This window comes from Terribacillus aidingensis (genome assembly GCF_900215625.1).
GTDB lineage: Bacteria > Bacillota > Bacilli > Bacillales > Amphibacillaceae > Terribacillus > Terribacillus aidingensis.
In genome coordinates, this window is the sequence record NZ_OBEK01000005.1 from 187,468 (window position 1) to 209,582 (window position 22,115).

The window sequence follows — 22,115 nt, forward strand, 5'->3', positions numbered from 1 at the left end:
GCCCATGCGTTAACATGGGCTCTTTGTCATAACAAGGAATAATAATTGATCTGAATCACGCGCAAAACGACCCGCTTCCCAAAATCCGGCATTCGCATATAGATGAATTGCTCGTTCATTGAATGCTGCAACCGTAAGTCTGAGCCGTGTTTGCTGCTTATTTTGATTGATCCAATTTTGGATGTCGCGAAAGAAGACCTTCCCTCTCCCCTGTCCAGTTAATTGCGGCGCCATTCCAATCCCGATATCCAAATAAGATTTGTCACTGTAATCGCCGCCAGGAACCTGCGCATCTTCTCCGACACAGAAATAGCCAAACAGGGAACCATTTTCGTACACGCCGTAATAGTCACCTACCATGAGCATCATTACCGCACCTTCCGTATAGGTAAGGTTGTACAGATCGTAAGGCGGGGAATAACGCCAGTGTAAGACTGTATATGCATCATCGGCAGTCAATGAACTTATCTCGTAACCCATCTGCAGGACTCCTTTTATCTGTTAGTCCTTGTATTATAGCATTTCTCTCCGCAGCAGAAATGGGTATACTAGAACAAAAGAAAGGACGGAATTAACATGGAATTGCGCCAGCTACGCTATCTAGTCGAAATTGTAAAACAAAAGAGACTCACGAAAGCAGCAGAAAACTTGCATATCTCCCAGCCAGCACTAAGCAAGACCATCAAAAGTCTGGAAGAGGAATTGGGCATCACATTGTTCAAACGTTCGAACAAATCAAGCACTTTAACAGATGCCGGTAAAGTTGTTTATACGTACAGCCAGCAAGTACTTGCACAATTAGATGAAATGCAGACGACTCTCCAAGATCTTACTGACTTACAGCAGGGAGCTGTCACAATTGGTATTCCGCCGATTATCGGAAGTCTCTTCTTTCCAAAAGTAATGGCTCGCTTCCATCAGACATACCCAAATGTCACAATCAATATAACCGAATACGGCGCAGCTCGCGTCGTGAAAGCTGTTGATGAAGGAGAATTCGAGCTAGGTGTCGCTGTGATGCCAATAGATGCGAAAGAGTTTAATTATTATCCGATAGTCGAAGAAGAAATGAAGCTGATGGTTCATCGGGAGCACCCGCTGGCGGATCGAAATCTTGTTGAATTAAAAGAGTTAAGGAATGAAGACTTTATCTTCTATAACGAGGAGTTTGCGCTGCACGATATTATGCGAAAACGTTGTATTGAAGAAGGGTTTGAACCTCATATTCTCTTTAAAAGTGCGCAATGGGATTTTATCAGTGAAATGGTAGCGGCTAATTTAGGCGTCAGCGTACTCCCAGAGTCAATTTGCAATCGTACGTACAATGCAGATATACGTATTATTGATTTAACACCTTCTATCCCTTGGAATCTGGCTATTATTACGAAAAAGGAGAAGTATATTTCTTATGCAGGCAGAAGGTTCATTGAGTTCTTCCTGTAATCCAATATAACTGTAAGTTATATATACTATAAGATATATGTATTTTACGAATACGTGATGCAGCAGTATGATGGAGTTATCAATAAAAAAGATATCGATAATTTCCGTTAGGAGGAAGATTCATGGTTCGTAAAACTATTACCATCCTTTCTCAGCTAGCGCTCATTCACGTATTTTATTTTGCCGGTGTCGGCTTAGCACATATATTATCACTTCCGGTACCAGGCTCCATTGTAGGTCTGGTCTTATTATTACTAAGCTTGTTTGCAGGTATCGTCAAGTTGGAGTGGATTGAAAAAGCAGGGGGCTGGCTGTTAGCTGAACTTCTGCTTTTCTTTGTCCCTTCAGCTGTTGGTATTCTGAATTACAAAGAGATTCTAAACTGGCAAGGACTGGAGACGCTGCTGCTAATTCTGGTCAGCACCTTCATCGTGATGGCCGCTACTGGGTTTACTGCCGAAAGACTGTACCGACGAAAAAGGAAAGGAGAGCATCATTCATGACAACTGCGCTAATCATTTTAATCGGCACGATTGTAACCTATGTTATCTATCGCGCATCAAAGGTTGTTTATAAAAAATGGCCGCTGCCATTCTTTCACCCGCTGCTGCTGTGTCCGTTGATTTTGATTGCTATCATTCAGTTGTCTTCCTTGCAGCCCAGTGATTATGCATTATCATCCAGCCTTTGGACACATATGCTCGGACCTGCAACGGTTGCATTCGCCATACCCATTTATAAACACGCACCGCTGTTACGAAAAAACATTACGATTATCTTAACCAGTATTGCGGCTGGAACACTCGTAGCGATTGGGTCTTCTTTACTGCTTAGTCTCGTCTTACATTTCAACGGCGATCTGCTCATCAGTATTCTGCCTCGGTCTATTACAACACCTATTGCGATTGAAGTATCAAAAACGATTGGCGGCTTACCAACACTGACAACGGTATTTGTGATTGTCACTGGTGTAATAGGCGGCATCATCGGCCCTTACGTCATTCGCCTTATGGCCCTCAAATCACCCGTCGCCCGCGGGCTGGCGCTCGGCATGGGAGCGCACGGTGTAGGTACAAATAAAGCCATGGAGTACGGAGAACAAGAAGGAACTTTCTCTACCATTGGAATGATTATGGCTGCTGGTATGACATTGGTCTGGGCAGGACTGCTCATTCCATCCTTACTGCAAATCACTATATTATAAGAAAAAGCATTTGCCAGATCGGCAAATGCTTTTATTTATGCACGCTTACTGCGCAAGACAAACAAACAGATTGTGATAATCGTAAATGCAGTAAAAGCCAGCAATGGAATCGTAATGAACCCGAGCCAGTTGATATAATAACCGGAACAAGGCACACCACTTGAACAAAGACTAGCGTCCTGCAGAGCAGGTACTTTTTGATGCAGATAGTGATACCCAGAAATCAGAAATCCCAGGATACTAAGCGGCAATGTATATTGATAGATTCGCAAATCATTTTTGTAAAATGCGATACCTAGAATAATAGCCATTGGGTACATCAGAATCCGCTGGTACCAGCATAGTGTACATGGAACGAATTTCATAATTTCACTGAAATAGAGGCTGCCCAATGTAGCAAGCAGCGCAGCTATCCAAGCAATGAGGAGGCTTTTATTCATTAATTTGCCCCCTGTGTTTCCTTGTTCACCATTTCTATCAAGTCATTCATGTCTTCGCCTTCGAATAGTTTTCCGTTTACAAATATAGTAGGAGTGCCTTTGACTTCGAGATCTGCTGCCGTCTCTTTGTCTGATTTAACCGCGTCCTCGGTTCCATCCTCCTGATACACATGCAGCACTTCTTCAGCTTCTTCTGTGCTGACAATATTACGGAGCTTGTCCATAAACAGTTCTTCAGAGAATGCTGTGTTCAAGTCCTCTTCGTATAATGCATCATGAAAGTCCCAGAATACATCATCTCCAAGCACTTGGTAAACAGATTCTGCAAAATGCGCGGCTTCATTTGATTGCTGATTAATAATCGGCATATTCATAAAGTAAAAGCTCGCTTTGCCGGTTTGGATCAATTCTTGATCAATAACCGGGAAGTTACGATCGTGGAAGTCCTGACAATGGATACATTTATAGTCACCGAATTCCACTATTTTGACCGGCGCATTTTCATCGCCGAAGACTGGCTGATTTTCGTAACTAATTCCCTTTGCTTCGTCACTAGATGATCCTGTGTAAGAATTTATCAGTACCAATGCAACAACCAATAAGACAATTGCCAGTACGATCCATACAATGACTTTGGATGTTTTGGAAGCGGCCTGCGGTGTATTGCCTGCTGGTTTCTTCTTTTTCGACATTTAACTATCGCTCCTTTATTAGCGCAATAATAAATTTCTTGTATACCTATTATCATAACATTAAAAAGTAAAAATGAACGCGTTGCAATCATTTTGATTAAAGGATTCACTTTACAGAACCACCTCTATTTACTTCACTCGATTGAATTAGTTTGTGAATTGCATTACAATATAATAGTTCTGATTAAGCCCTTTTTCTATAGGGATTATGGTTAGTAAAGAAGGGATTTTATATGAAAGAATATCAATTGCCACAAGCACCAACACGACTTGCACTTCGCGATGCTCTGCGTGTCCGATCAGCAGCATTCCCTTGGAACAGAGCAATTGGATCTGGTCTCGCCACTTGTTTGCCGATATTAATCGGCTTGCTGCTCGGCGATATTATCCATGGGTTCTCCGCTGCACTTGGCGCTTTCACTTTCCTATATATAGGTGCAGAAACTTATAAACAACGCGCCAAGAAACTGGCTGCAGTTGCTGTCTGCCTTACAATTGCCATGGTTCTTGGAACATTACTTGCACCGTTTATGTTCACCTTATCCATTGTTGCTGGAGTCATCGGTGTAATCGCCTTTTATGTCTTGAACACCTTCCAGCTTGTTATACCCGGCCCTATGTTCTTTGTCCTCATCTTCTGCTTGGCCACAGGATTGCCAGTTGATCCGCAAAGTGCCTGGGAAAGAGGTTTTTACGTCTTACTTGGCGGAGCACTTTCCTGGCTGCTTGCAATGTCCAGCTGGCTTTGGGCAAAAAAGAATCATGAAAAACAAGTTATTGTAAAATCTTATCGTCAGCTGATGGCGATGCTGCAAGCTATTGGAACACCATCCTTCTATCAGATGCAGCATGTAACTGTTCTGACATTAAAGCAAGCCGACCGCATTATTTATGGCAGTAAACGAAAGCCAAGCACACTGCACTTGCACGAGCTTGCGACAGATATCTTCCATACAATGACGCAGCTCAAAAACGCTAATTTGACATCAGAACAGCTGAAACCGATTGAAGCACAGCTCCACGCTGTAATAGATGCAATAGAAGATGCAAAAGGAAATTGGCCAGCACATAACACCTCCTGTGAATCGTTAAAAACGCTTCAGCTGGAAGTAGAGCAGGCCTATGCGTTAGCCTCGCAGCAGGAAGCAGAAGGATCCACCTCAGTTAAAACAGAATCTGCTTGGAGGGTGCTTGTCAGCGGTATCTCGTTTACCAATCTCACTGTCCGGCATGCTATGTTTTACGGACTGTTTATCATGATTGCCTCCCTGCTGGCACATAGTTTAGGATTCAACCGCCCCTATTGGGTGCCTGTAGCGTGTGCAGCTGTACTGATCGGCGCTAATACAACCCTTACGATCCACCGGGCAATCCAGCGGTCGCTTGGTACGATTGTCGGCACCTTAATTGGGGGGCTGATTTTGTCACTAGAACCGTCAGGCTACTACTTAATTGCTGCTGTTGGTATATTGCAGCTTTGCGTGGAATTATCTATTGTAAGAAACTATGTCTTTGCCAACATGTTTATTGCACCACTTGTGCTGATCATCGTGGAAACAATGAATCCCGGCAATGCAATTAGTTATTTTGTGACAGCCAGAGTTGTCGATACAATTTTCGGCAGCATCATTGCGATCACAGCTGTCTTGCTTTTTTGGAGAGGTATTCACTCTCGCTTCTTGCCATTTTTACTAAAAGACACCATACAGCATATGCAAGAGCTGCTTCACGCCATTCATACAGATAAGCAAGAACGAAAACAGATGAAAAAACTAACAAACAGTCTGATAGGATTGCGCGCTGCATATGAACGAAGCCTTGGAGATTTTTCTGCTTCCCAACAGCACGCAGAAATTCTTTGGCCAGCTATTATGCACACACAGCACGCAGGCTATTTGCTTATGGCTTTCCAGAAACGGAACGAAACGCTATCTGATGCGCAGTATGATGCGTTGCAAAACCAGCTTGGGAACTTACTGACCATCCTTCACACGAAACAGCCTGCAGCTCTGCAAGCGTACAGCGAACTTGATTTGCAGCAAGAATTGAATCAGCTTCAGACTGTCCTGGCACAACTATATACAGCAGCGAATAAACCTACGCTCGCACCAAGCTGACCTTCTCTTTTCAGAGGAGGTCTTTTGTGTTACAACCAGCCAGAAGAAGGGTATCTTTAAGACAAGAACCAAGAAGACAGGAGCGAAATATAAGATGCGGACAGAACAGAAAAAACGGCCAGTTGTTGCTTTGTCAGGAGCAAGCGGCTATATAGGGAGCCGCCTTTTGGAAAAACTGAAAAAAAGCTTTGATATCATTGCGCTGTCACGCAGCGGCGATAAGCGGGAAAATACAGAACAAGTCACATGGCGGTCATGCGATTTATTCTCCCAAGTGGATACAGAAAAAGGACTGAAAGGAGCAGACATTGCTGTCTATCTTGTTCATTCTATGAAACCATCCGCAAAACTAACACAAGCTAGTTTTGAAGATATGGATGTTATTCTTGCAGATAACTTTGCTCAAGCAGCGAAAAAGAATGGCATTAAGCAAATCGTCTACTTAAGTGGAATTATCCCGCCAGAGGAGAAGCTTTCGCGCCACCTTCGCAGCAGACTGGAAGTAGAAAAGATTCTTGGATCTTATGGCGTTCCTGTAACTACTATAAGGGCAGGTCTGATTGTCGGCCCGAAAGGTTCGTCTTTTCCAATTGCGGAAAAGTTAGTGAATCGGCTGCCTGTCATGATCCTGCCAAGCTGGACAAGAACGAAGACACATCCTATTGCTTTAGCTGATGTACTAACCGCATTACAGAAGAGTGTCGGGAATCGCGATGTGGATAATAAAGCAATTGACGTTGGCGGACCCGAAGTGATGACATACAAAGAGTTACTCCAAAACCTCGCACATGTTATGGGCAAGAACTTTCGCAGTGTTAATGTTCCCTTCCCTACTGTAAATCTCTCACGCCTGTGGGTTTCCCTCGTTAGCGGCATGCCAAAGGAAACCGTATACCCTTTGATTGAGAGCTTGTCTCACCCAATGGTTGCGAGCAAGTCTCACTACGCAGAAGGAATCAGCGATGGCAGGGTAACATTTGAGAAAGCAGCCAAACAGGCACTGAAAGAAGAAGCGCAAAGCATAAGTTCTTCGAGCAAGAAACCTAAAATCCCTTCTCTTCCGCCGCGACAAGATGTCCGATCTGTTCAGCGTATGCCGCTCCCTTCCGGCAAGGATGCCGGCTGGGCTGCAAGACATTATATGAATTGGGTTTCCGAGTCACTGCGGCCCTTTGTACGAACGGAAGTGGATGAGCAGCTGAATTGCAAAATCTATCTGTCATTCATGCAAAAGCCATTGCTGATCTTATCTTATGCAAAAGAAAGAAGTACTTCGCATCGCGCACTGTACTATATAACTGGCGGACTGTTTGCCAACGCAAAAGAAAGCCAGCAAGGACGAATTGAATTTCGCCAAATACCAGGCAAGCAAGAGATTATTGTGGCGATACACGAATACCTTCCGGCTCTGCCTTGGATTGTATATAAATATACACAAGCACCAATTCATATGATTGTTATGTTCCTTTACCGGAGACATCTAGAAAAGCTAATTAACCAAAGAGAACCCGCCCCCTCTGCCCGGAAACTAGCTGGACAGCACTAAAAAAAGGCAGCACATCACGTGCTGCCTTTTTTATTCTCCACCGCCGCCATCAAATGAGAATCCGTTATTATCGTTATGGAGCACCATATCCAGTACAATCATGATGGCTATATACGTAAGCAGACGCGTCTCGTCTTCCATCTGCAGCTCGTACGTATCTCCCCATGAGAGCCACTTTTTATTCACACGCATCAACGGACCATTCTCATCAGCTAACGTATACTGACGGGACCAAACATCTCCAACCAATGTCCAGTTCTGCGGCTGCAGGGAAAAATTCGCTTTAAAGAATGTGAAATTTTTCGTTACTTCAGCTACTTGTTTCCCGTTTTCTTCAATTACATATTTAGGCTTCCAAAAGGCGAGTTTCTGTTTAATTTCAACAAGCGGATTATCCTTCAAATCCGTTATCGTCAAACGATCCTGCATCGAGAAAAGCTTGGATGTCACCCGATAAATCTCCTGTTGTTCTGCATCAAAAACAGAAAAGCTATCTTTAAAGCTGAAGACCTTTTGTTTGATATAATATGTGCCCATGCTGCACCTCCGTTATCATGCTATTCACTTTATTACGAAGATACGGCAGCTTTTTTTCCATTTTTAAATAAGTTTAGATTTCCCTTTATCGCCGCACGACCCGGGCTTTCCAGCTATCATAGCAATTCCTAACCCAAACAAAGCAAAACCGATATACATAACGAGCCGTTTATTGCACCCCTTAATCAGATTGGTAACCAGTCCTATAAACAGAACAATCAATAATATTTTCTACCGTTAAGAGCCTGACCAGCCGCAGTCCATCCAAAAAGAAAGAACGCACACTGCCCTCCTGCAGGATTTGAAGCTGACAGGTTTCGGACACCCGAATTTTCGGAAGCTGTGGATTGATAAATTGGCATAATAAAAAGCACCCCGCCGGGTGCTTTTATGGTTTTAAAATAACTTTGATACAGCCATCCGTTTTCGTATCAAATTTCTCATAGCCTTCCTTTGCTTGATCCAGCGGCAGAATATGCGTCACAATATCACTCAGATCAATTTTTCGATCCTGCATCAAACCGTGCAAATACGACATGGTGTGAATGACTGGTGCTTGTCCGGTTTTTATCGTGACGTTGCGCTGGAATATATCACCGAACGGAAAAGCATTGTACCTGCCGCCGTATGCTCCTGTCACTTGGATGGTACCGCCTTTGCGGACACATTGGGCTGCCATAACAAAGGCGCTGAGTGCTCCGCCTTGAAGCTTTAGCCCAGTCCCGATAAATTCCATCGGTGTCATTTTGCCGTCCATACCTACAGCATCAATCACAACGTCTGCGCCGCCCTTGGTAATTTCTTTCAAATATTCGCCTGAATTCTCATGCTGCTCGAAATTGACTACTTCCACATTATTGGTGCGTTTCGCATGCTGCAGCCGATAATCGATATAATCGACCGCAATGACGCGTTTGGCACCTTTCATCCAAGCGAACTTCTGCGCCAGCAAGCCGACCGGTCCGCAGCCCAGGATAATGACTGTATCACCTGGCTTCACGCCGCCATTATCAACCGACCAAAAAGCAGTCGATCCCGCGTCTGCTAATAAAATAAGCTGCTCATCCGCTACCTCTGAACTTTCTGGTATTTTGAAAGGAACAAAATTCCCATAAGGCACGCGCATGTATTCTGCCTGCCCCCCCGGATAACCGCCTGCATTATCTGAATACCCAAAGTAAGCACCCATTTGGCCGTTCGGGTTGCTGTTATCGCATTGACTTTCTAAATGATGCTCACAAAAGAAGCATTCGCCGCAGCTGACGTTGAATGGAATAACAACTCGATCCCCTTTTTTCACCTTGGTTACTTCTGGCCCTACCTCCTCTACAATACCCATTGGCTCATGCCCAATAATATAATTTTCTGGCAGGTTCGGCATCATGCCGTGGAGCAAATGCAGATCCGAGCCGCAAATGGCGGAGGCTGTCAGCTTGATAATAATGTCATCCGGCTTTTTTATTGATGGTGCTTTTACTTCTTTTACACGAATATCCTTTATCCCTTGATACGTAACTGCCTTCATTGCTGATTCTCCTTCGATTCGGTATTGGTCGGTGTGGCGAACATACCTAAGCGGTCTGTATCATACGGAAACAAGTCCATACTTACAACGTCAATTGCTGTATTGGCAGCTTTTCGGTCAAATGGATACTGTGCTTTCGGGTCAGCAGGAAACAGCCAATTGTGCTGGGCCATTAAGGCAGAGATTGCACCCTGCATGTCGATTGCTTCGTCAAGATGGCGCACCAATGTTTGTCTCAATTCAGGATGCACCGCTTCGGTAATCGCAATCGCATAGTTATTTACTGCTGACTTGGCGGTGATAAGCATTTCTGTACAGATGGCCGAATCCATTAAATCGGGCATACCTTTGGCGTTTTCCGGATCCAGGTAATCACGCATCCGTTTCACCCTCCTCTAAAAGCATTGACTTTGCATACAATTCCTCCAGATCACGGATTTGACGTACAGAAGCTTCCACATCTTTTTCCATCAACTGTTTAATTTTATGATCAAAAACGATACCTTGCAGGAATTTTGACTTCATAACAGAAGTTGTTTTGAAGTTAAGCAGCTCATGTACTTCCATCGTTTCATGCGGTGCTAAATGCTGATTATCGGTCATTTTTCTGCCTCCTTATCTTATTTCAGCTTCTCCTTGCAAGGCGAATTTATGTATGTATAAAGCTGCCTGTTTCTCACAAAATATCGGAAAAGGAGGCGTTTCTATGCATCAATCCGGTATCCACGAAACGATGGAGGCGATGGAGTTATTGAATACAGCTTGTTTATCGCTGACAAAGTCTTCCGGCATGCAATTTTTAGCCAAAGATGATGGCTTGAAGCACTTACTGAAAGTGCAGGCAGATGCCGACAAGCGTCACATTCATATGCTGCAGCGCTTTCTGAATCAGGAGGAACAGCATGGATAAGCTTACGGAAATACTCGGATCTGCCCGGGAAGTTACCGACCAAGTGATTGTGACAGACTTATTAGTGACAGTGAAGACTGCTATTATTAATACTGCGAAGGCAATTAACGAAACAGCAAATGAACAGCTGCGCAGCAATTTAAAATTGAAGCTGCATGCACATATTGAGCAGCATGAGCGTGTTTTCAGCTATATGATGGAACATGGCTATTATTATCCGCAAACACCGGAACAGCAGATTCATGTATTAAATGAAACTGCCGAGACAGTGCTGACATTGAACAAAGATTGAAACAGAAAAGCACGAGCTTAGCGCTCGTGCTTTCTGCTTATAAGCTGTTTCTTTGCTTTCCTTTCTTTCACCTACGTATAATAATCTGTAGCGCATGTACATGGCATGAAGAATAGGAGGCTATTATGAACGATATAATCAATCAATTACACCAGCACCGTTCTGTACGAACCTTTACAAATAAAAAATTAACACAAGAACAGCTTGATGCCATTATGAAAGCGGCAATTCAAGCTCCCAACTGGATCAATGGCCAGCAAGTATCAGTAGTTGTTGTGACAGATGAGGAAAGAAAGCGCAAGCTCGCGGAACTTTCCGGCAATCAGAAGCACATCGATGATGCTGCTGCATTTTTAGTCTTCTGCATGGACTACAGCCGTAACAAACACGCAGCTGACATACACGACAAGAAGCTTGAAGTTATGGAGAACATCGAAGCTGTAATGATTGGTGCTGCCGATGTTGGCATCGCACTTGGAACAGCTGTTGCTGCCGCCGAATCTATCGGGCTTGGAACCGTTCCAATTGGCGGTGTCCGACGAAGCCCTGCTGAAATTTCTGAACTGCTTGAGCTGCCGGAACTTGCTTTTCCTGTATCTGGCTTAGCAATCGGGCACCCAGCAGATCCGCTGCCGCCGCAAAGCCCGCGCATTCCGCTCGAAGCTTTTTATCATAAAGAAACATACACACACAACCAGCAGCAAGCTGTGGAAGAAATGGACAAAAAACAGCAAGAAGCCATCAAAGCCCGGACTGGTGAAACAAAAACGCATCCTTGGTCAGAACGCGTGGCAGCCTTCTATGCTGACCGTTACAAAGATTACGGAAAAGTAACTGATGTTCTGAAACAGAACGGATACGATTATAAATAAGAAGTTCGAGAGAGGAAGAATACATGATGACCAGAACACCTTTATCGGTTTTAGACTTATCACCCGTACCAGATAATCAAACACCAAAAGAAGCCTTTGAAAACAGTAAACAGCTAATTCAGCATACTGAAAAATTGGGTTACAAACGTTACTGGGTTGCCGAGCACCACAATATGCCGACAATCGCAAGCTCCGCTACTGCCGTATTGATTGGCTACCTTGCCAGCCATAGCTCCACAATCCGCGTGGGTTCCGGCGGTGTTATGCTGCCAAACCATGCACCGCTCATTGTAGCTGAGCAGTTTGGAACGTTGGCAACGATGTATTCAGATCGTATTGACCTTGGCCTCGGACGTGCACCTGGCACAGACTTTATGACAAGCCGCGCCTTACGTCGTGATGCACATACAAGTGCAGAAAAATTCCCGGAAGATGTGCAAGAGCTGCTGCAATACCTTGGTGACGACAATCTGCCAATTAAAGCACACCCTGGTCACGGAACGCATGTACCAGTCTACCTACTAGGCTCCAGTACATTTAGTGCACAGCTTGCTGCTATGCTCGGATTGCCTTTCGCATTCGCAAGTCACTTTGCACCCGGTGAGCTGCACAATGCACTCAGGCTTTACCGCGAGCGATTCCAGCCATCTGCATACTTGGACAAACCGTATGCAATGGTAACAGTAAATGCCGTTGTCGCAGATACGAATGAAGAAGCAGAATTTCTATCAACAACCCTGAAACAGAAATTCCTGGGCATCATTCGGGGCCGTTCTGGAGCATCCACAGCACCCGTTGAAAGCATGGATCATATTTGGAACGAGCAGGAGAAACTTCATGTTACCAACACACTGACTTACTCCTTCGTCGGAGATAAAGAAAAAGTGGCGAATGAATTGGAAGCTTTCCATGCGAAAACACAGTTTGATGAACTTATTGTTACATCAGATATTCATGATCAAGAGAAGCGCAGAAAGAGTTATACATTGCTATCTGAGCTTTGGTAAAGTATTAGAAAAAGGGATGCCCGCGGGCATCCCTTTTTTATTTAATAAATTTCTTCAACTGGCGTATCTCCAGCTAACAAGGAAACAATCTTATTTTCCGCCTTCTCATTACCGATAGCAGCTTCAATCGCACGCGCTACATCTTCCCGCGGAATCATTGTTGTCTTGAAACCGGATGGGTCAGTTGTTACTTTCCCCGTTCCTGCTTCATCTGATAAACCGCCCGGACGAAGAATGGTATAGTTAAGCTTGCTATCTTGAATGATGTTGTCCGCATAATGCTTCGCAATATAATAAGGCTTCATGTCTTCTGTCCAGTGTTCAGGTGCATCAGCATGGATTGCACTGACCATAATAAACTGTTTTGCTCCGATTTTCTCAGCAGCTTCTACGGATTTAGCTGCCCCATCCAAGTCAATTGTTAATGTTTTATCCGGACCCGTGCTGCCGCCAGAACCTGCTGTGAATACAACGACATCAGAACCGTTAATGGCGTCTGTAATCGCGTCTAAGTTATCTTCTAGGTTTAGAAGCACCGGTTTTACACCTTTTTCTTCAAAGTATTCAAATTGCTCTTTCTTGCGCAAACCAACGGAGACTTCGTGCTCTTTCTTTTCATTCAATACATTAACTAGATTTTTACCTACTTTACCGTTTGCTCCAATAATAAATACGTTACTCATGCGAATCCCTCATTTCTGTATTATTTTAAAAAGCTGTCATAATCCGTGCGTTCATTTTGTACGCCAATCCATTTGGTTTCCGTGAATTCTTCTAGTGCCCACTTCCCGTTAAAACGGCCGAGACCTGACTGCTTCACTCCGCCAAATGGCGCTTGCGGTTCATCATTGATACTTTGATCGTTCACGTGAATCATACCTGTTTCAATCTGGCGCGCAATCTGTTCCCCACGACCGACTGCGGAGTGTACCGCACCAGAAAGACCGTACGGATGCGCATTTGCCATCGCCACTGCGTCGTCTTCTGTTTCGAACGTAATAATTGGGGCAATTGGTCCGAATATCTCTTCTGCTGCGAGCGGAGACTGATTGTCCACTTTATTGACGACAGTAGGCTCTAAAACATTGCCATCCCAATTACCGCCAGTTAGGACGTTTGCACCGGCATCAATTGCGCGCTGCAGCTGCTCTTTTATGCTGTCCACTTGCTGCTCGTTTATAATTGGACCTACTTGGGTGCTTTCATCTGCAGGATCACCGTATCGCAGTTCCTTCACTTTTTCAACGAACTTGCTCGTGAACTCTTCCGCTACGGAGGATTGGACAAGAATACGATTCAGGGCGATACAAACTTGTCCTTGATGATAAAATTTCCCATAAACAGCGGATTCAACTGCTGCGTCAATATTGCTGTCTTCCATTACGATGAGGACGTTATTGCCGCCCAGCTCCAGTGCTGTACTTTTCAATTCACCAGCCGCAAGTGCTGCGATATGCTTTCCAACTCCCGTAGAACCAGTAAAGGAAATCATTCTTGGGATTGGGTGCTTCACGAAGGCATCGCCAATTTCCGAACTCTTGCCACTCACTAAATTGATTAGTCCTTTCGGCGCTCCTGCCTCTTCAAATACAGCTGCAACTAATGATCCCGCTGTTACAGTTGTATCTTTAGATGGTTTAATAACAACACTATTCCCTGTTGCTAATGCTGCCGCAACAGAGCGCATTGTTAAATGCAGCGGGAAATTCCAAGGGCTGATAACGCCGACTACACCAAGCGGCTCTTGATACACTTTGTTGACTTTACCAGGAACGTGGGACAAAAATACTTCCCCTTTCATCCGGTTTGGATAAGAAGCCGTTTCTTTCATGAAATTAATCGCAGTTGTTAATTCACCGACAGCCTTTCGGTAAGTACTGCCCGCTTCCTTGATAAGCCATTCAATATACAGCTCTTTTTCTTCTTCCATAATTTGAACTGCCTTTTCTATTAGACCTCTCTTCACTTGCGGCGGCTGCTCTGCCCATTCCTTCTGAGCTCGGGCTGCTGCCTGGTAAGCTTCATCTACGTCTTCTTCACTTGCACCTTGGATTGTAAACAGCGTCTCTCCATTGTAAGGATTTACATTTTCAAACGTCTGTTTACTATTCCCTTTTCGCCATTCGCCATTTATATAAAGTAAGTCAAATTGCTGTTTCATGTTAACGCCTCCTTGGGATTTGTCTCGACTTAGAGACTTTTCCCGTTATGTGCAAGATGAAACAAACAGTCTGTGAAAGGTTTTCTTCTTTTCTCAGTGTTTTCTAATTTTCGCTTCATGCTGCTCTCAGAAGCTTTGGATATAGTAGAACTATAACAACAAACAAGGAGATGGATAAAATGAAAAAGAAAAATTTAGCAGCAAGCGGGTTAGCAGTGGTATTGGCAGCAGGATTAGGGTTTGGCTATCATCATGTAAGTGCCGATGACAACGTACCGACTGATACAAAAGTAGATTTGAATCACGCAATTGATAACGCTAGTAAAGAGCAAGCTGGAACCATCACAAGTGTTGAGCTCGATTCACAGAACGGGAAGGCTTATTATGAGGTAGACATACATGATGACAAAGTCGAATACGACCTTCGTGTAAATGCGGATGACGGCACTGTGGACGCAAAAAAAGACAACGATAACGATGATGACAATAATCAAGTATCACAGCCTAAAGTTGACATCAAGACGGCAGCCGAAACAGCTCTGGCTCAAGAGAAAGGTGCTACACTAACTGATATCAGCCTTGATGAAGACGATGGCAAGTTGGAATATGAAGTTGAGCTTCGTAACGGCAAAGAAGAGATTGAAGTAACAATTGATGCGGAAACAGGCGAAGTAACGTACACAGAGAAAGAAATGGATGATGATCAAGATGACGATGGTGATGACGACTAATACCCAACAGTCTCCTTTTAGGAGGCTCTTTTTATGTTTTGGGATTGATAAATGGGTTATAGATAAGAAGAATGATAACCTGAAGGGAGCAATCTATTTATGAGTGAAAATATCCAAGGTAAAGTTGTCATCATTACAGGCGCATCAAGCGGTATCGGTGAGGCTACAGCAAAAGAATTGGCAGAACATGGAGCTAAAGTTGTGCTTGCCGCTCGCCGGGAAGAGCGTTTGCAAGAGCTGGCAAATGGGATTAAGAATAACGGCGGAGAGGCTATCTACCAAGTAACAGATGTTACCAAACAGGAAGAAGTCGAACAGTTGGCACAGCTGGCACTTGATACGTATGGTCAGATTGATGCTATATTCAACAACGCTGGCTTAATGCCGCTCTCTTTCATGCATAAGAAGAAAATCTCCGAATGGGATACAATGGTGGACGTAAATATAAAAGGTGTATTATATGGCATTGCCGCTGTATTGCCGCATATGCGCGAGCGAAAACAAGGGCATATTATTAATACATCCTCTGTAGCAGGACACAAATCAAGTCCCGGGTCAGCTGTCTATTCCGGAACGAAATTTGCAGTACGGGCAATTACAGAAGGCTTGCGCCAGGAAGAAGCAGCGAATAATATCCGCACGACCATCATCTCACCAGGTGCTATTAAAACAGAACTACCGGATAGCATTACAGACGATGAAATACGGGAAGGCATGGGTGAGGTGCTTAACGCCGCTGTTACACCAGATAGTATCGCACGAGCTGTCCGTTATGCATTGAGTGAGCCTGACGATGTAGCAGTCAACGAACTGCTCATTCGTCCGACACAGCAAAAAGGCTGATTCTAATAAAAACAGCACCTCTCCAGATTATCTGGTTAGGTGCTGTTTTTATTAATTACTTAAATCTTCGCCATTGCTTGCAATAACTTTCTTATACCAATAAAAACTGCTTTTACGGATTCTATTGAGCGAACCGTTTCCATCATTATCTTTATCTACATAAATATAACCATATCTTTTTTTCATTTCTCCTGTGCTCGCACTCACAAGATCAATCGGTCCCCAGCTCGTATATCCGAGAATATCCACGCCGTCCTCAATCGCTTCACGTAATTGCTCCAAATGTTTCTGAAGATAATCAATGCGATAGTTATCCTTTACTTCCCCCTCATCCGTCACCTTATCTACTGCACCAAGCCCGTTCTCCACCACAAACAGCGGCTTTTGATAACGATCATAAAGCTGATTCGCAGTAATGCGGAAACCTGTCGGATCAATCGTCCAGCCCCATTCGGACTTCGGCAAATACGGGTTTTCTACGGAACCGAATACATTTCCGGCCGTCGTATTTCCAAGCACCTCAGGATCCGTGCTTGCTGTGCGGCTGGCATAATAGCTAAAACCAATATAATCCACTGTGTGACGAAGAATTTCGTCATCCCCAGATTCCATTTTGATCTCAATATTATTATCCTTGAAAAAGCGTTTCGCATAACTTGGATAGGCACCACGCGCTTGTACGTCAATAAAGAAGAAGGAATCTCTATCACGGTCCATTGCTTCCATATAATCTGCCGGATTTGAGGTATACGGATACGTCGCACCAGCTGCCAGCATACAGCCAATCTTCGCATCTGGAATAATATCATGGCATGCTTTCACAGCCAATGCACTAGCAATTAACTGATGATGAGCTGCTTGGTATTGAATTTGCTTTTTGTTCTCACCTTCTTGAAATACAAGACCCGCCCCGATAAAGGGCAAATGCAGCAGCATGTTGATTTCATTAAATGTCATCCAGTATTTCACTTTATCTTTATAACGAGAGAAGATTGTTTTCGCATATGTTTCAAAAAACGAGACAAGTTCTCGATTCCGCCAGCTTCCGTATTTCTCTACCAAGTGAACCGGCACATCAAAGTGCGCCATCGTTACAACCGGTTCAATATCATGCTTCAGCAGTTCATCAAACAGGTCATCATAAAACTGCAGTCCCTCTTCATTGGGCTGCGCTTCGTCTCCCTGTGGAAAAATTCGAGCCCAAGCAATGGAAACGCGCAATGCCTTGAACCCCATTTCGGCAAACAACGCAATATCCTCTTTGTATCGATGATAAAAATCAATAGCTTCATGCGAAGGGTAGTTCTCCCCTGGAATTGGCTCTAGTTTGTCGACACTTCCTCGCATAATTGGAAACCTTCTTTCTCCAATCGGCAGCAAATCCACCGTTGTTAAACCTTTTCCGCCTTCGCGGTAAGCACCTTCGACCTGATTGGCTGCGACAGCGCCACCCCATAAGAACCCTTCAGGAAATACACTCATCTTTGAAACTCTCCTCTCTCTATCTAGCTCTAAATTAACTCATGCCGAGCGTAAGCAGCGGTTCTCCTAATTTTATCTGTTTCTCTTCTGTTGCCGCAATCATGTTGTAATCCTTTACATCCGTCACCAGCACAGGAGTAGCGACATCATATCCAGCACGCTGAATCTGTTCCAAATCAAACTCTATCAACAACTGTCCTTTTTCCACGCGTTCTCCTTGCTTCACGAATGCATCAAAGTACTTCCCATCCAATTGGACTGTATCCATTCCAATATGAATCAGGATTTCAGCGCCATTATCTGTGGTAATTCCAATTGCATGTTTCGTCGGGAATAATGCAGATACCTCCCCTGCTGCTGGCGCATACAGTTTTCCTTCTGTTGGAATGATTGCCACCCCTTTTCCGAGTGCACCAGAAGCAAATGCTTCATCCTTAATATCGGCTAAAGGTACGACAAAGCCCTGGATTGGACTGGCAATTACTTCATCTCCAACAGCAAGTTTTTCTTCTTTTTGAATTGGTGCAGTATGAGGTTCTTGAACTGTATCTGGTTTATTGTTTTCTTTTGTGAAACCAAACAGCATGGTTAGTACAAATGTGACTGTAAATGCTACAGCTAGTGCAATAAATGAACCCCAAAATCCGAAAGTGAAGCCATCAGGGCTTATGAAAGTAGGTATAGCAAACACTCCTAGTCCGCCCGTCATGTATCCTTGTGTATTGGATAATCCGAGAACAGCTCCACCAATCGCACCACCGATACAACTCATAATAAACGGTCTTTTCAATGGCAGCGTAAGACCGTAAATTGCTGGTTCCGTAACACCGAAAATACCAGAAATAAAAGCCGGGACACTTAAGGTTTTCAGCTTTTTCTGTTTAATACGAATCCATACTGCCAAAACAGCTCCAATTTGCGCGAAAGAAGCTGCAAATGATAATGCCAAGATTGGATCAGATTTATATACAGCTAAATTGTTTATTGCGATCGGCACCAATCCCCAATGCAGTCCGAAGATAACAAATATCTGCCAGAAACCACCGATAAACAAACCTGCAATAATAGGACTCAACTCATAAATACTGATTGTTGCTTGCCCAATAAGCTGCCCCGCCCAAGTTGCAATTGGACCAATTAAAATAAATGTAAGCGGTACCACAATTAGCAGCGTTAAAAACGGTACAACGAATGTTTTAATAACATCAGGAACAATTTTCCGGAAACCTCTTTCTGCTTTAGAAGCAAAATATGTTGCTAGGATAATCGGGATTACAGAAGACGAATATGTCATTAAAATGACGGGAATTCCTAAGAAAGTTATATGCACTGGCGATTCAAATAACGTTCCGCTAAATAGCGTATAAAGCGGATCACCTGCTGTTAGACCAGACAAGTTCGGATAAACAAGTGCTGCACCAATCGCCATCCCGATGAATGGACTGCCTCCAAACTTTTTCATAGCTGTGTAGCCTAAGAAAATAGGGAAGAAGTAGAATAAAGCATCGCCTACAGCATTAAGAATTTGATATGTTCCGGATTCTTGATCCAGCCATCCTAAGGCTAGAAACAGCGCATTAAAACCTTTTATCATACCAGTTGCAGCCAGTACACCGAGAACCGGAGTAAAAATGCTGGAAATCATATCAATAAATTTATTAAATGCATTCGTATCCTTGTCTTCACTATCCGAAGATGGCTCATTGCCAGCAAATCCGCCAACATGCGCTACTGCTTTATATACATCTGGCACATGGTTGCCGATAACAACTTGATATTGCCCGCCGCTTTTCAAAACAGTAACAACATCATCCATGTTTTTGAGTGCTTCGGTATTAGCCTTACCTTCATCTTTTAGCTTAAATCGCAAGCGCGTAATGCAATGTACAACACTGTTGACGTTCTCTCGTCCGCCGACATGTTCGATAATCCGTTTGGCCAATTGCTCATACTTCATTTTAATCCCACCTTTATTGGAATTAGGCAAATAAAAAACCTGATCAGTCAGGCGCACAATGGTGTGCAGCCTAGCTAATCAGGTTATGCCCTATTAAGGTAACATTCCTTCGAAGGATATTCAGCTGATAACTAAAATATAGCACCGCCCTATCATAATGTCAACGCTTACATTTCTTCTATTTTTACTTAATGGAGTTGCTTAATAAGACGGTGGATATGAACAGTTAAATACAATTGTTCATCTTGTGTTAATCCGGAATCAAATCGACCTTTCAGGTAGATGTTCATTTTCTCTGTGCATTCGAATGCGTATTTATACTTTAATCGGACTTGCTCATATAAGAAGGATTCTTCCAAATCAGACAATCTTTCATTACGCAAAAACCGTACAGCAAAAAAGCGCAAATGCGTCAGAAAACGTTCATAATTCACTGTGTTTTCATCCAAACTGCCTTTTAAATGATATGTAACAATGTTAAGCAGATTACTGACAATCTCTGTTACTTGTACCGCTTTCAGCATATGCTCCCCATTTAGCTGGCTGTTCACCAGATGTAACGCAATCGACGCCGCTTCATCTTCGCCGAGCCGGTAACCTGTATCCTCTTCTATAACATCCAGCGCTTTCCAGGCAATCTGATATTCTTGTTTATAATATTTCCGAATTTCCCAAGCTAGCGGATTATTTAATTTGATTCCTTGCTTTTCTCTGCTAATAGCAAAGCTTAGATGATCTGTTAAAGCGGCGTACAGATATTCGTCCAATTCATAGGGAAGGTGACCGCGTGCATACTCTACTATCTTCGCTGCTATATTCAGGTAAATGGGAGAGATATCTCGCAGCAGTGTTTCAAGCTTCTCAGTGGTTGCTGACTTTTCAAGTACGAATTTCTTCTCAATTTGTGCTGCCTCTATTGTATCTCCAATCTTCTTTTTAAACGCTAATCCCTTTCCCATCACAACCAGTTCCTGATTCGTTTTGTTCTTCGTTACTACAACACTATTATTCAGGATTTTCTCGATTTTCATCTCTATTCCCCCTTTACCTTAAGAAAAAATAAAAAACCTAAACTCACACATGAAAACTGATTCCATGTGCAAATTCAGGTTTTGCCCGCCTTGCGGTAACAATCCACATACAATTATTGTAAACGCTTTATCCAAAAATAACATAGCGCAGATTCTTCGTCAATCCAATATGGAGCCGCTCCAATTCACTTACTTTATTTTAACTATCAATTAGTTTAGTTATATAAATGGAATTACAAGCCAATTAATCGCTTTCTTCCTTCACAGACAGGTATAATCGAAGCTGGTATAGAAATCTAACTAAAGGTATTTACATATAATGAAGGGATGAAAAACATGAGCAATCTAAGAGAAGACGCACTGAAAATACATCGCGAAAACAAAGGGAAACTGACTATGAAGTCGAAATTCCCTGTCCGTAACGCGACAGATTTGAGTCTTGCCTACTCTCCAGGTGTAGCGGAACCATGTAAAGAAATTCATCAGAACAAAGATGATGTGTACGAATATACAATGAAAGGCAATATGGTTGCCGTTGTCAGCGATGGCTCTGCTGTGCTTGGCCTTGGAAACATCGGTCCGGAAGCTTCCCTGCCAGTTATGGAAGGGAAATCAGTTCTATTCCAGAGCTTCGCAGGTGTGGACAGTTTCCCAATCGTGCTGGACACAAATGACGTAGACGAAATCGTTCGTACAGTGAAATTGATGGCGCCAACGTTCGGCGGTGTAAACTTGGAAGATATCTCTGCACCGCGCTGCTTCGAAATTGAAGAACGCCTAAAAGCAGAAACAGATATCCCTGTATTCCACGATGATCAGCACGGGACGGCTATCGTAACGGTTGCTGGTCTGTTGAACGCATTGAAACTAGTCGGCAAAAGCTTTGATAACATCAAAGTTGTTGCAAACGGTGCTGGCGCTGCCGGTATTGCGATTATCGAATTGCTGCACAGCCTTGGCGTAAATAACGTTATCATGTGTGACTCTAAAGGGATGATCTACGAAGGCCGCCCTGAAGGCATGAACAAAATGAAAGACCGCGTTGCGAAAATCACAAACCGTGACCGTCAGGAAGGAAGCCTTTCTGATGCGATCAAGGATGCGGATGTGTTCATCGGTGTATCCCTTGCAAATCTGCTTTCCAAAGAAGACGTACGCACAATGGCGAAAGATCCAATTATCTTTGCAATGGCAAATCCTGATCCGGAAATTTTGCCAAGCGATGCGAAAGAAGCAGGCGCTCGTGTTATTGGTACTGGCCGTTCTGACTTCCCGAACCAGGTGAATAACGTATTGGCCTTCCCTGGAATCTTCCGCGGTGCATT

General features: G+C 43.7%; 24 protein-coding genes. 12 read left to right on the forward strand and 12 right to left on the reverse strand.

Annotated elements, in window-relative coordinates:
- Positions 1-9: 9 nt before the first annotated feature.
- A complete protein-coding gene (locus CRO17_RS15360) occupies positions 10-480 on the reverse strand; it encodes a GNAT family N-acetyltransferase (RefSeq protein ID WP_097043360.1) in 471 nt (156 codons plus the stop codon).
- 96 nt (positions 481-576) lie between these two features.
- On the opposite strand from CRO17_RS15360, the gene CRO17_RS15365 reads away from it, so the two are divergent.
- From CRO17_RS15365 to CRO17_RS15375, 3 genes are all read left to right on the forward strand, one after another.
- Positions 577-1,443, forward strand: a complete 867-nt coding sequence (locus CRO17_RS15365; RefSeq protein ID WP_097043361.1) for a LysR family transcriptional regulator — start codon at positions 577-579, stop codon at positions 1,441-1,443.
- A 122-nt stretch (positions 1,444-1,565) separates the two neighbouring features.
- Complete coding sequence (locus tag CRO17_RS15370; protein WP_097043362.1) at positions 1,566-1,946, forward strand: CidA/LrgA family protein; 381 nt, start codon at positions 1,566-1,568, stop codon at positions 1,944-1,946.
- Positions 1,943-2,647 (forward strand): LrgB family protein, encoded by a 705-nt coding sequence (locus CRO17_RS15375; protein WP_097043363.1) that lies wholly within the window; start codon positions 1,943-1,945, stop codon positions 2,645-2,647. The genes CRO17_RS15370 and CRO17_RS15375 overlap by 4 nt, the downstream gene beginning before the upstream one ends.
- Positions 2,648-2,682: 35 nt before the next feature.
- Here the strand turns inward: CRO17_RS15375 and CRO17_RS15380 are convergent, their stop codons facing one another.
- Both CRO17_RS15380 and CRO17_RS15385 read right to left on the reverse strand, forming a co-directional pair.
- A complete protein-coding gene (locus CRO17_RS15380) occupies positions 2,683-3,087 on the reverse strand; it encodes a disulfide oxidoreductase (protein ID WP_097043364.1) in 405 nt (134 codons plus the stop codon).
- Positions 3,087-3,779: a DsbA family protein gene (locus CRO17_RS15385; protein ID WP_097043365.1), complete on the reverse strand. Its 693-nt coding sequence runs from the start codon at positions 3,777-3,779 to the stop codon at positions 3,087-3,089. Before CRO17_RS15385 ends, CRO17_RS15380 begins: the two co-directional genes overlap by 1 nt.
- Positions 3,780-4,012: 233 nt before the next feature.
- Here CRO17_RS15385 and CRO17_RS15390 point away from each other — a divergent pair, with 233 nt between their 5' ends.
- Both CRO17_RS15390 and CRO17_RS15395 read left to right on the forward strand, forming a co-directional pair.
- Entirely contained in the window at positions 4,013-5,896 is a 1,884-nt protein-coding gene (locus CRO17_RS15390; protein ID WP_097043366.1) for an FUSC family protein, read from the forward strand.
- A gap of 94 nt (positions 5,897-5,990) precedes the next feature.
- A complete protein-coding gene (locus CRO17_RS15395; protein WP_097043367.1) occupies positions 5,991-7,442 on the forward strand; it encodes an NAD(P)H-binding protein in 1,452 nt (483 codons plus the stop codon).
- Positions 7,443-7,472: 30 nt separating this feature from the next.
- Here the strand turns inward: CRO17_RS15395 and CRO17_RS15400 are convergent, their stop codons facing one another.
- The 4 genes from CRO17_RS15400 to CRO17_RS15415 all read right to left on the reverse strand — a co-directional run bounded on the left by CRO17_RS15400 (position 7,473) and on the right by CRO17_RS15415 (position 10,107).
- Positions 7,473-7,979: an LURP-one-related/scramblase family protein gene (locus CRO17_RS15400; RefSeq protein WP_097043368.1), complete on the reverse strand. Its 507-nt coding sequence runs from the start codon at positions 7,977-7,979 to the stop codon at positions 7,473-7,475.
- Between the two features lie 388 nt (positions 7,980-8,367).
- A complete protein-coding gene (locus CRO17_RS15405; RefSeq protein ID WP_097043369.1) occupies positions 8,368-9,504 on the reverse strand; it encodes a zinc-dependent alcohol dehydrogenase in 1,137 nt (378 codons plus the stop codon).
- On the reverse strand, positions 9,501-9,884 hold the full coding sequence (locus CRO17_RS15410) for a spore coat protein (protein ID WP_097043370.1): 384 nt from the start codon (positions 9,882-9,884) through the stop codon (positions 9,501-9,503). Before CRO17_RS15410 ends, CRO17_RS15405 begins: the two co-directional genes overlap by 4 nt.
- A complete protein-coding gene (locus CRO17_RS15415; protein WP_097043371.1) occupies positions 9,877-10,107 on the reverse strand; it encodes a spore coat protein in 231 nt (76 codons plus the stop codon). Before CRO17_RS15415 ends, CRO17_RS15410 begins: the two co-directional genes overlap by 8 nt.
- Before the next feature lie 103 nt (positions 10,108-10,210).
- Between CRO17_RS15415 and CRO17_RS15420 the strand changes: the two genes are divergently transcribed.
- The 4 genes from CRO17_RS15420 (at position 10,211) to CRO17_RS15435 (ending at position 12,585) form a co-directional block, all read left to right on the forward strand.
- Positions 10,211-10,414: a hypothetical protein gene (locus CRO17_RS15420; protein ID WP_097043372.1), complete on the forward strand. Its 204-nt coding sequence runs from the start codon at positions 10,211-10,213 to the stop codon at positions 10,412-10,414.
- Entirely contained in the window at positions 10,407-10,706 is a 300-nt protein-coding gene (locus tag CRO17_RS15425; RefSeq protein ID WP_097043373.1) for a spore coat protein, read from the forward strand. The genes CRO17_RS15420 and CRO17_RS15425 overlap by 8 nt, the downstream gene beginning before the upstream one ends.
- A gap of 125 nt (positions 10,707-10,831) precedes the next feature.
- Positions 10,832-11,578 carry an NADPH-dependent oxidoreductase gene (locus CRO17_RS15430; RefSeq protein WP_097043374.1) on the forward strand — a complete coding sequence of 249 codons (747 nt, stop codon included), beginning with the start codon at positions 10,832-10,834 and terminating at the stop codon, positions 11,576-11,578.
- Between the two features lie 23 nt (positions 11,579-11,601).
- A complete protein-coding gene (locus CRO17_RS15435; RefSeq protein ID WP_425444471.1) occupies positions 11,602-12,585 on the forward strand; it encodes an LLM class flavin-dependent oxidoreductase in 984 nt (327 codons plus the stop codon).
- A 41-nt stretch (positions 12,586-12,626) separates the two neighbouring features.
- Here the strand turns inward: CRO17_RS15435 and CRO17_RS15440 are convergent, their stop codons facing one another.
- Together CRO17_RS15440 and CRO17_RS15445 are read right to left on the reverse strand one after the other, a co-directional pair.
- Positions 12,627-13,268 carry an SDR family oxidoreductase gene (locus tag CRO17_RS15440; protein ID WP_097043376.1) on the reverse strand — a complete coding sequence of 214 codons (642 nt, stop codon included), beginning with the start codon at positions 13,266-13,268 and terminating at the stop codon, positions 12,627-12,629.
- A gap of 20 nt (positions 13,269-13,288) precedes the next feature.
- Positions 13,289-14,746 (reverse strand): aldehyde dehydrogenase family protein, encoded by a 1,458-nt coding sequence (locus CRO17_RS15445; protein WP_097043377.1) that lies wholly within the window; start codon positions 14,744-14,746, stop codon positions 13,289-13,291.
- A gap of 179 nt (positions 14,747-14,925) precedes the next feature.
- On the opposite strand from CRO17_RS15445, the gene CRO17_RS15450 reads away from it, so the two are divergent.
- Together CRO17_RS15450 and CRO17_RS15455 are read left to right on the forward strand one after the other, a co-directional pair.
- Entirely contained in the window at positions 14,926-15,477 is a 552-nt protein-coding gene (locus CRO17_RS15450) for a PepSY domain-containing protein (RefSeq protein WP_179637130.1), read from the forward strand.
- 99 nt (positions 15,478-15,576) lie between these two features.
- Positions 15,577-16,320 (forward strand): SDR family oxidoreductase, encoded by a 744-nt coding sequence (locus tag CRO17_RS15455; RefSeq protein WP_097043379.1) that lies wholly within the window; start codon positions 15,577-15,579, stop codon positions 16,318-16,320.
- Positions 16,321-16,371: 51 nt separating this feature from the next.
- Here CRO17_RS15455 and ascB read toward each other — a convergent pair whose 3' ends face one another.
- From ascB to licT, 3 genes are all read right to left on the reverse strand, one after another.
- Complete coding sequence (gene ascB / locus CRO17_RS15460; RefSeq protein WP_097043380.1) at positions 16,372-17,802, reverse strand: 6-phospho-beta-glucosidase; 1,431 nt, start codon at positions 17,800-17,802, stop codon at positions 16,372-16,374.
- A 34-nt stretch (positions 17,803-17,836) separates the two neighbouring features.
- Positions 17,837-19,759, reverse strand: coding sequence for a beta-glucoside-specific PTS transporter subunit IIABC (locus CRO17_RS15465; protein WP_097043381.1), 1,923 nt, complete (start codon positions 19,757-19,759; stop codon positions 17,837-17,839).
- A gap of 188 nt (positions 19,760-19,947) precedes the next feature.
- The gene (gene licT, locus CRO17_RS15470; RefSeq protein ID WP_097043382.1) at positions 19,948-20,790 is read right to left on the reverse strand and encodes a BglG family transcription antiterminator LicT; all 843 of its coding nucleotides are present in this window, start codon (positions 20,788-20,790) and stop codon (positions 19,948-19,950) included.
- A gap of 336 nt (positions 20,791-21,126) precedes the next feature.
- Between licT and ystJ the strand changes: the two genes are divergently transcribed.
- Positions 21,127-22,115, forward strand: a 989-nt coding sequence (gene ystJ, locus CRO17_RS15475; protein WP_097043383.1) for an NADP-dependent malic enzyme, incomplete at its 3' end; no start/stop codon positions are given.

Excerpts from the sequence above, each read along its gene's own strand:
- CRO17_RS15420 (WP_097043372.1), top strand. The coding sequence starts at position 10,211 with ATGCATCAATCCGGTATCCACGAAACGATGGAGGCGATGGAGTTATTG.
- CRO17_RS15425 (WP_097043373.1), top strand. The coding sequence starts at position 10,407 with ATGGATAAGCTTACGGAAATACTCGGATCTGCCCGGGAAGTTACCGAC.
- CRO17_RS15370 (WP_097043362.1), top strand. The coding sequence starts at position 1,566 with ATGGTTCGTAAAACTATTACCATCCTTTCTCAGCTAGCGCTCATTCAC.
- CRO17_RS15360 (WP_097043360.1), bottom strand. The coding sequence starts at position 480 with ATGGGTTACGAGATAAGTTCATTGACTGCCGATGATGCATATACAGTC.
- CRO17_RS15455 (WP_097043379.1), top strand. The coding sequence starts at position 15,577 with ATGAGTGAAAATATCCAAGGTAAAGTTGTCATCATTACAGGCGCATCA.
- CRO17_RS15415 (WP_097043371.1), bottom strand. The coding sequence starts at position 10,107 with ATGACCGATAATCAGCATTTAGCACCGCATGAAACGATGGAAGTACAT.
- CRO17_RS15465 (WP_097043381.1), bottom strand. The coding sequence starts at position 19,759 with ATGAAGTATGAGCAATTGGCCAAACGGATTATCGAACATGTCGGCGGA.
- CRO17_RS15405 (WP_097043369.1), bottom strand. The coding sequence starts at position 9,504 with ATGAAGGCAGTTACGTATCAAGGGATAAAGGATATTCGTGTAAAAGAA.
- CRO17_RS15375 (WP_097043363.1), top strand. The coding sequence starts at position 1,943 with ATGACAACTGCGCTAATCATTTTAATCGGCACGATTGTAACCTATGTT.
- CRO17_RS15430 (WP_097043374.1), top strand. The coding sequence starts at position 10,832 with ATGAACGATATAATCAATCAATTACACCAGCACCGTTCTGTACGAACC.
- CRO17_RS15410 (WP_097043370.1), bottom strand. The coding sequence starts at position 9,884 with ATGCGTGATTACCTGGATCCGGAAAACGCCAAAGGTATGCCCGATTTA.
- CRO17_RS15440 (WP_097043376.1), bottom strand. The coding sequence starts at position 13,268 with ATGAGTAACGTATTTATTATTGGAGCAAACGGTAAAGTAGGTAAAAAT.
- CRO17_RS15450 (WP_179637130.1), top strand. The coding sequence starts at position 14,926 with ATGAAAAAGAAAAATTTAGCAGCAAGCGGGTTAGCAGTGGTATTGGCA.
- licT (WP_097043382.1), bottom strand. The coding sequence starts at position 20,790 with ATGAAAATCGAGAAAATCCTGAATAATAGTGTTGTAGTAACGAAGAAC.
- CRO17_RS15445 (WP_097043377.1), bottom strand. The coding sequence starts at position 14,746 with ATGAAACAGCAATTTGACTTACTTTATATAAATGGCGAATGGCGAAAA.
- CRO17_RS15385 (WP_097043365.1), bottom strand. The coding sequence starts at position 3,779 with ATGTCGAAAAAGAAGAAACCAGCAGGCAATACACCGCAGGCCGCTTCC.
- CRO17_RS15400 (WP_097043368.1), bottom strand. The coding sequence starts at position 7,979 with ATGGGCACATATTATATCAAACAAAAGGTCTTCAGCTTTAAAGATAGC.
- ascB (WP_097043380.1), bottom strand. The coding sequence starts at position 17,802 with ATGAGTGTATTTCCTGAAGGGTTCTTATGGGGTGGCGCTGTCGCAGCC.
- CRO17_RS15435 (WP_425444471.1), top strand. The coding sequence starts at position 11,602 with ATGATGACCAGAACACCTTTATCGGTTTTAGACTTATCACCCGTACCA.
- CRO17_RS15395 (WP_097043367.1), top strand. The coding sequence starts at position 5,991 with ATGCGGACAGAACAGAAAAAACGGCCAGTTGTTGCTTTGTCAGGAGCA.
- CRO17_RS15390 (WP_097043366.1), top strand. The coding sequence starts at position 4,013 with ATGAAAGAATATCAATTGCCACAAGCACCAACACGACTTGCACTTCGC.
- CRO17_RS15365 (WP_097043361.1), top strand. The coding sequence starts at position 577 with ATGGAATTGCGCCAGCTACGCTATCTAGTCGAAATTGTAAAACAAAAG.
- CRO17_RS15380 (WP_097043364.1), bottom strand. The coding sequence starts at position 3,087 with ATGAATAAAAGCCTCCTCATTGCTTGGATAGCTGCGCTGCTTGCTACA.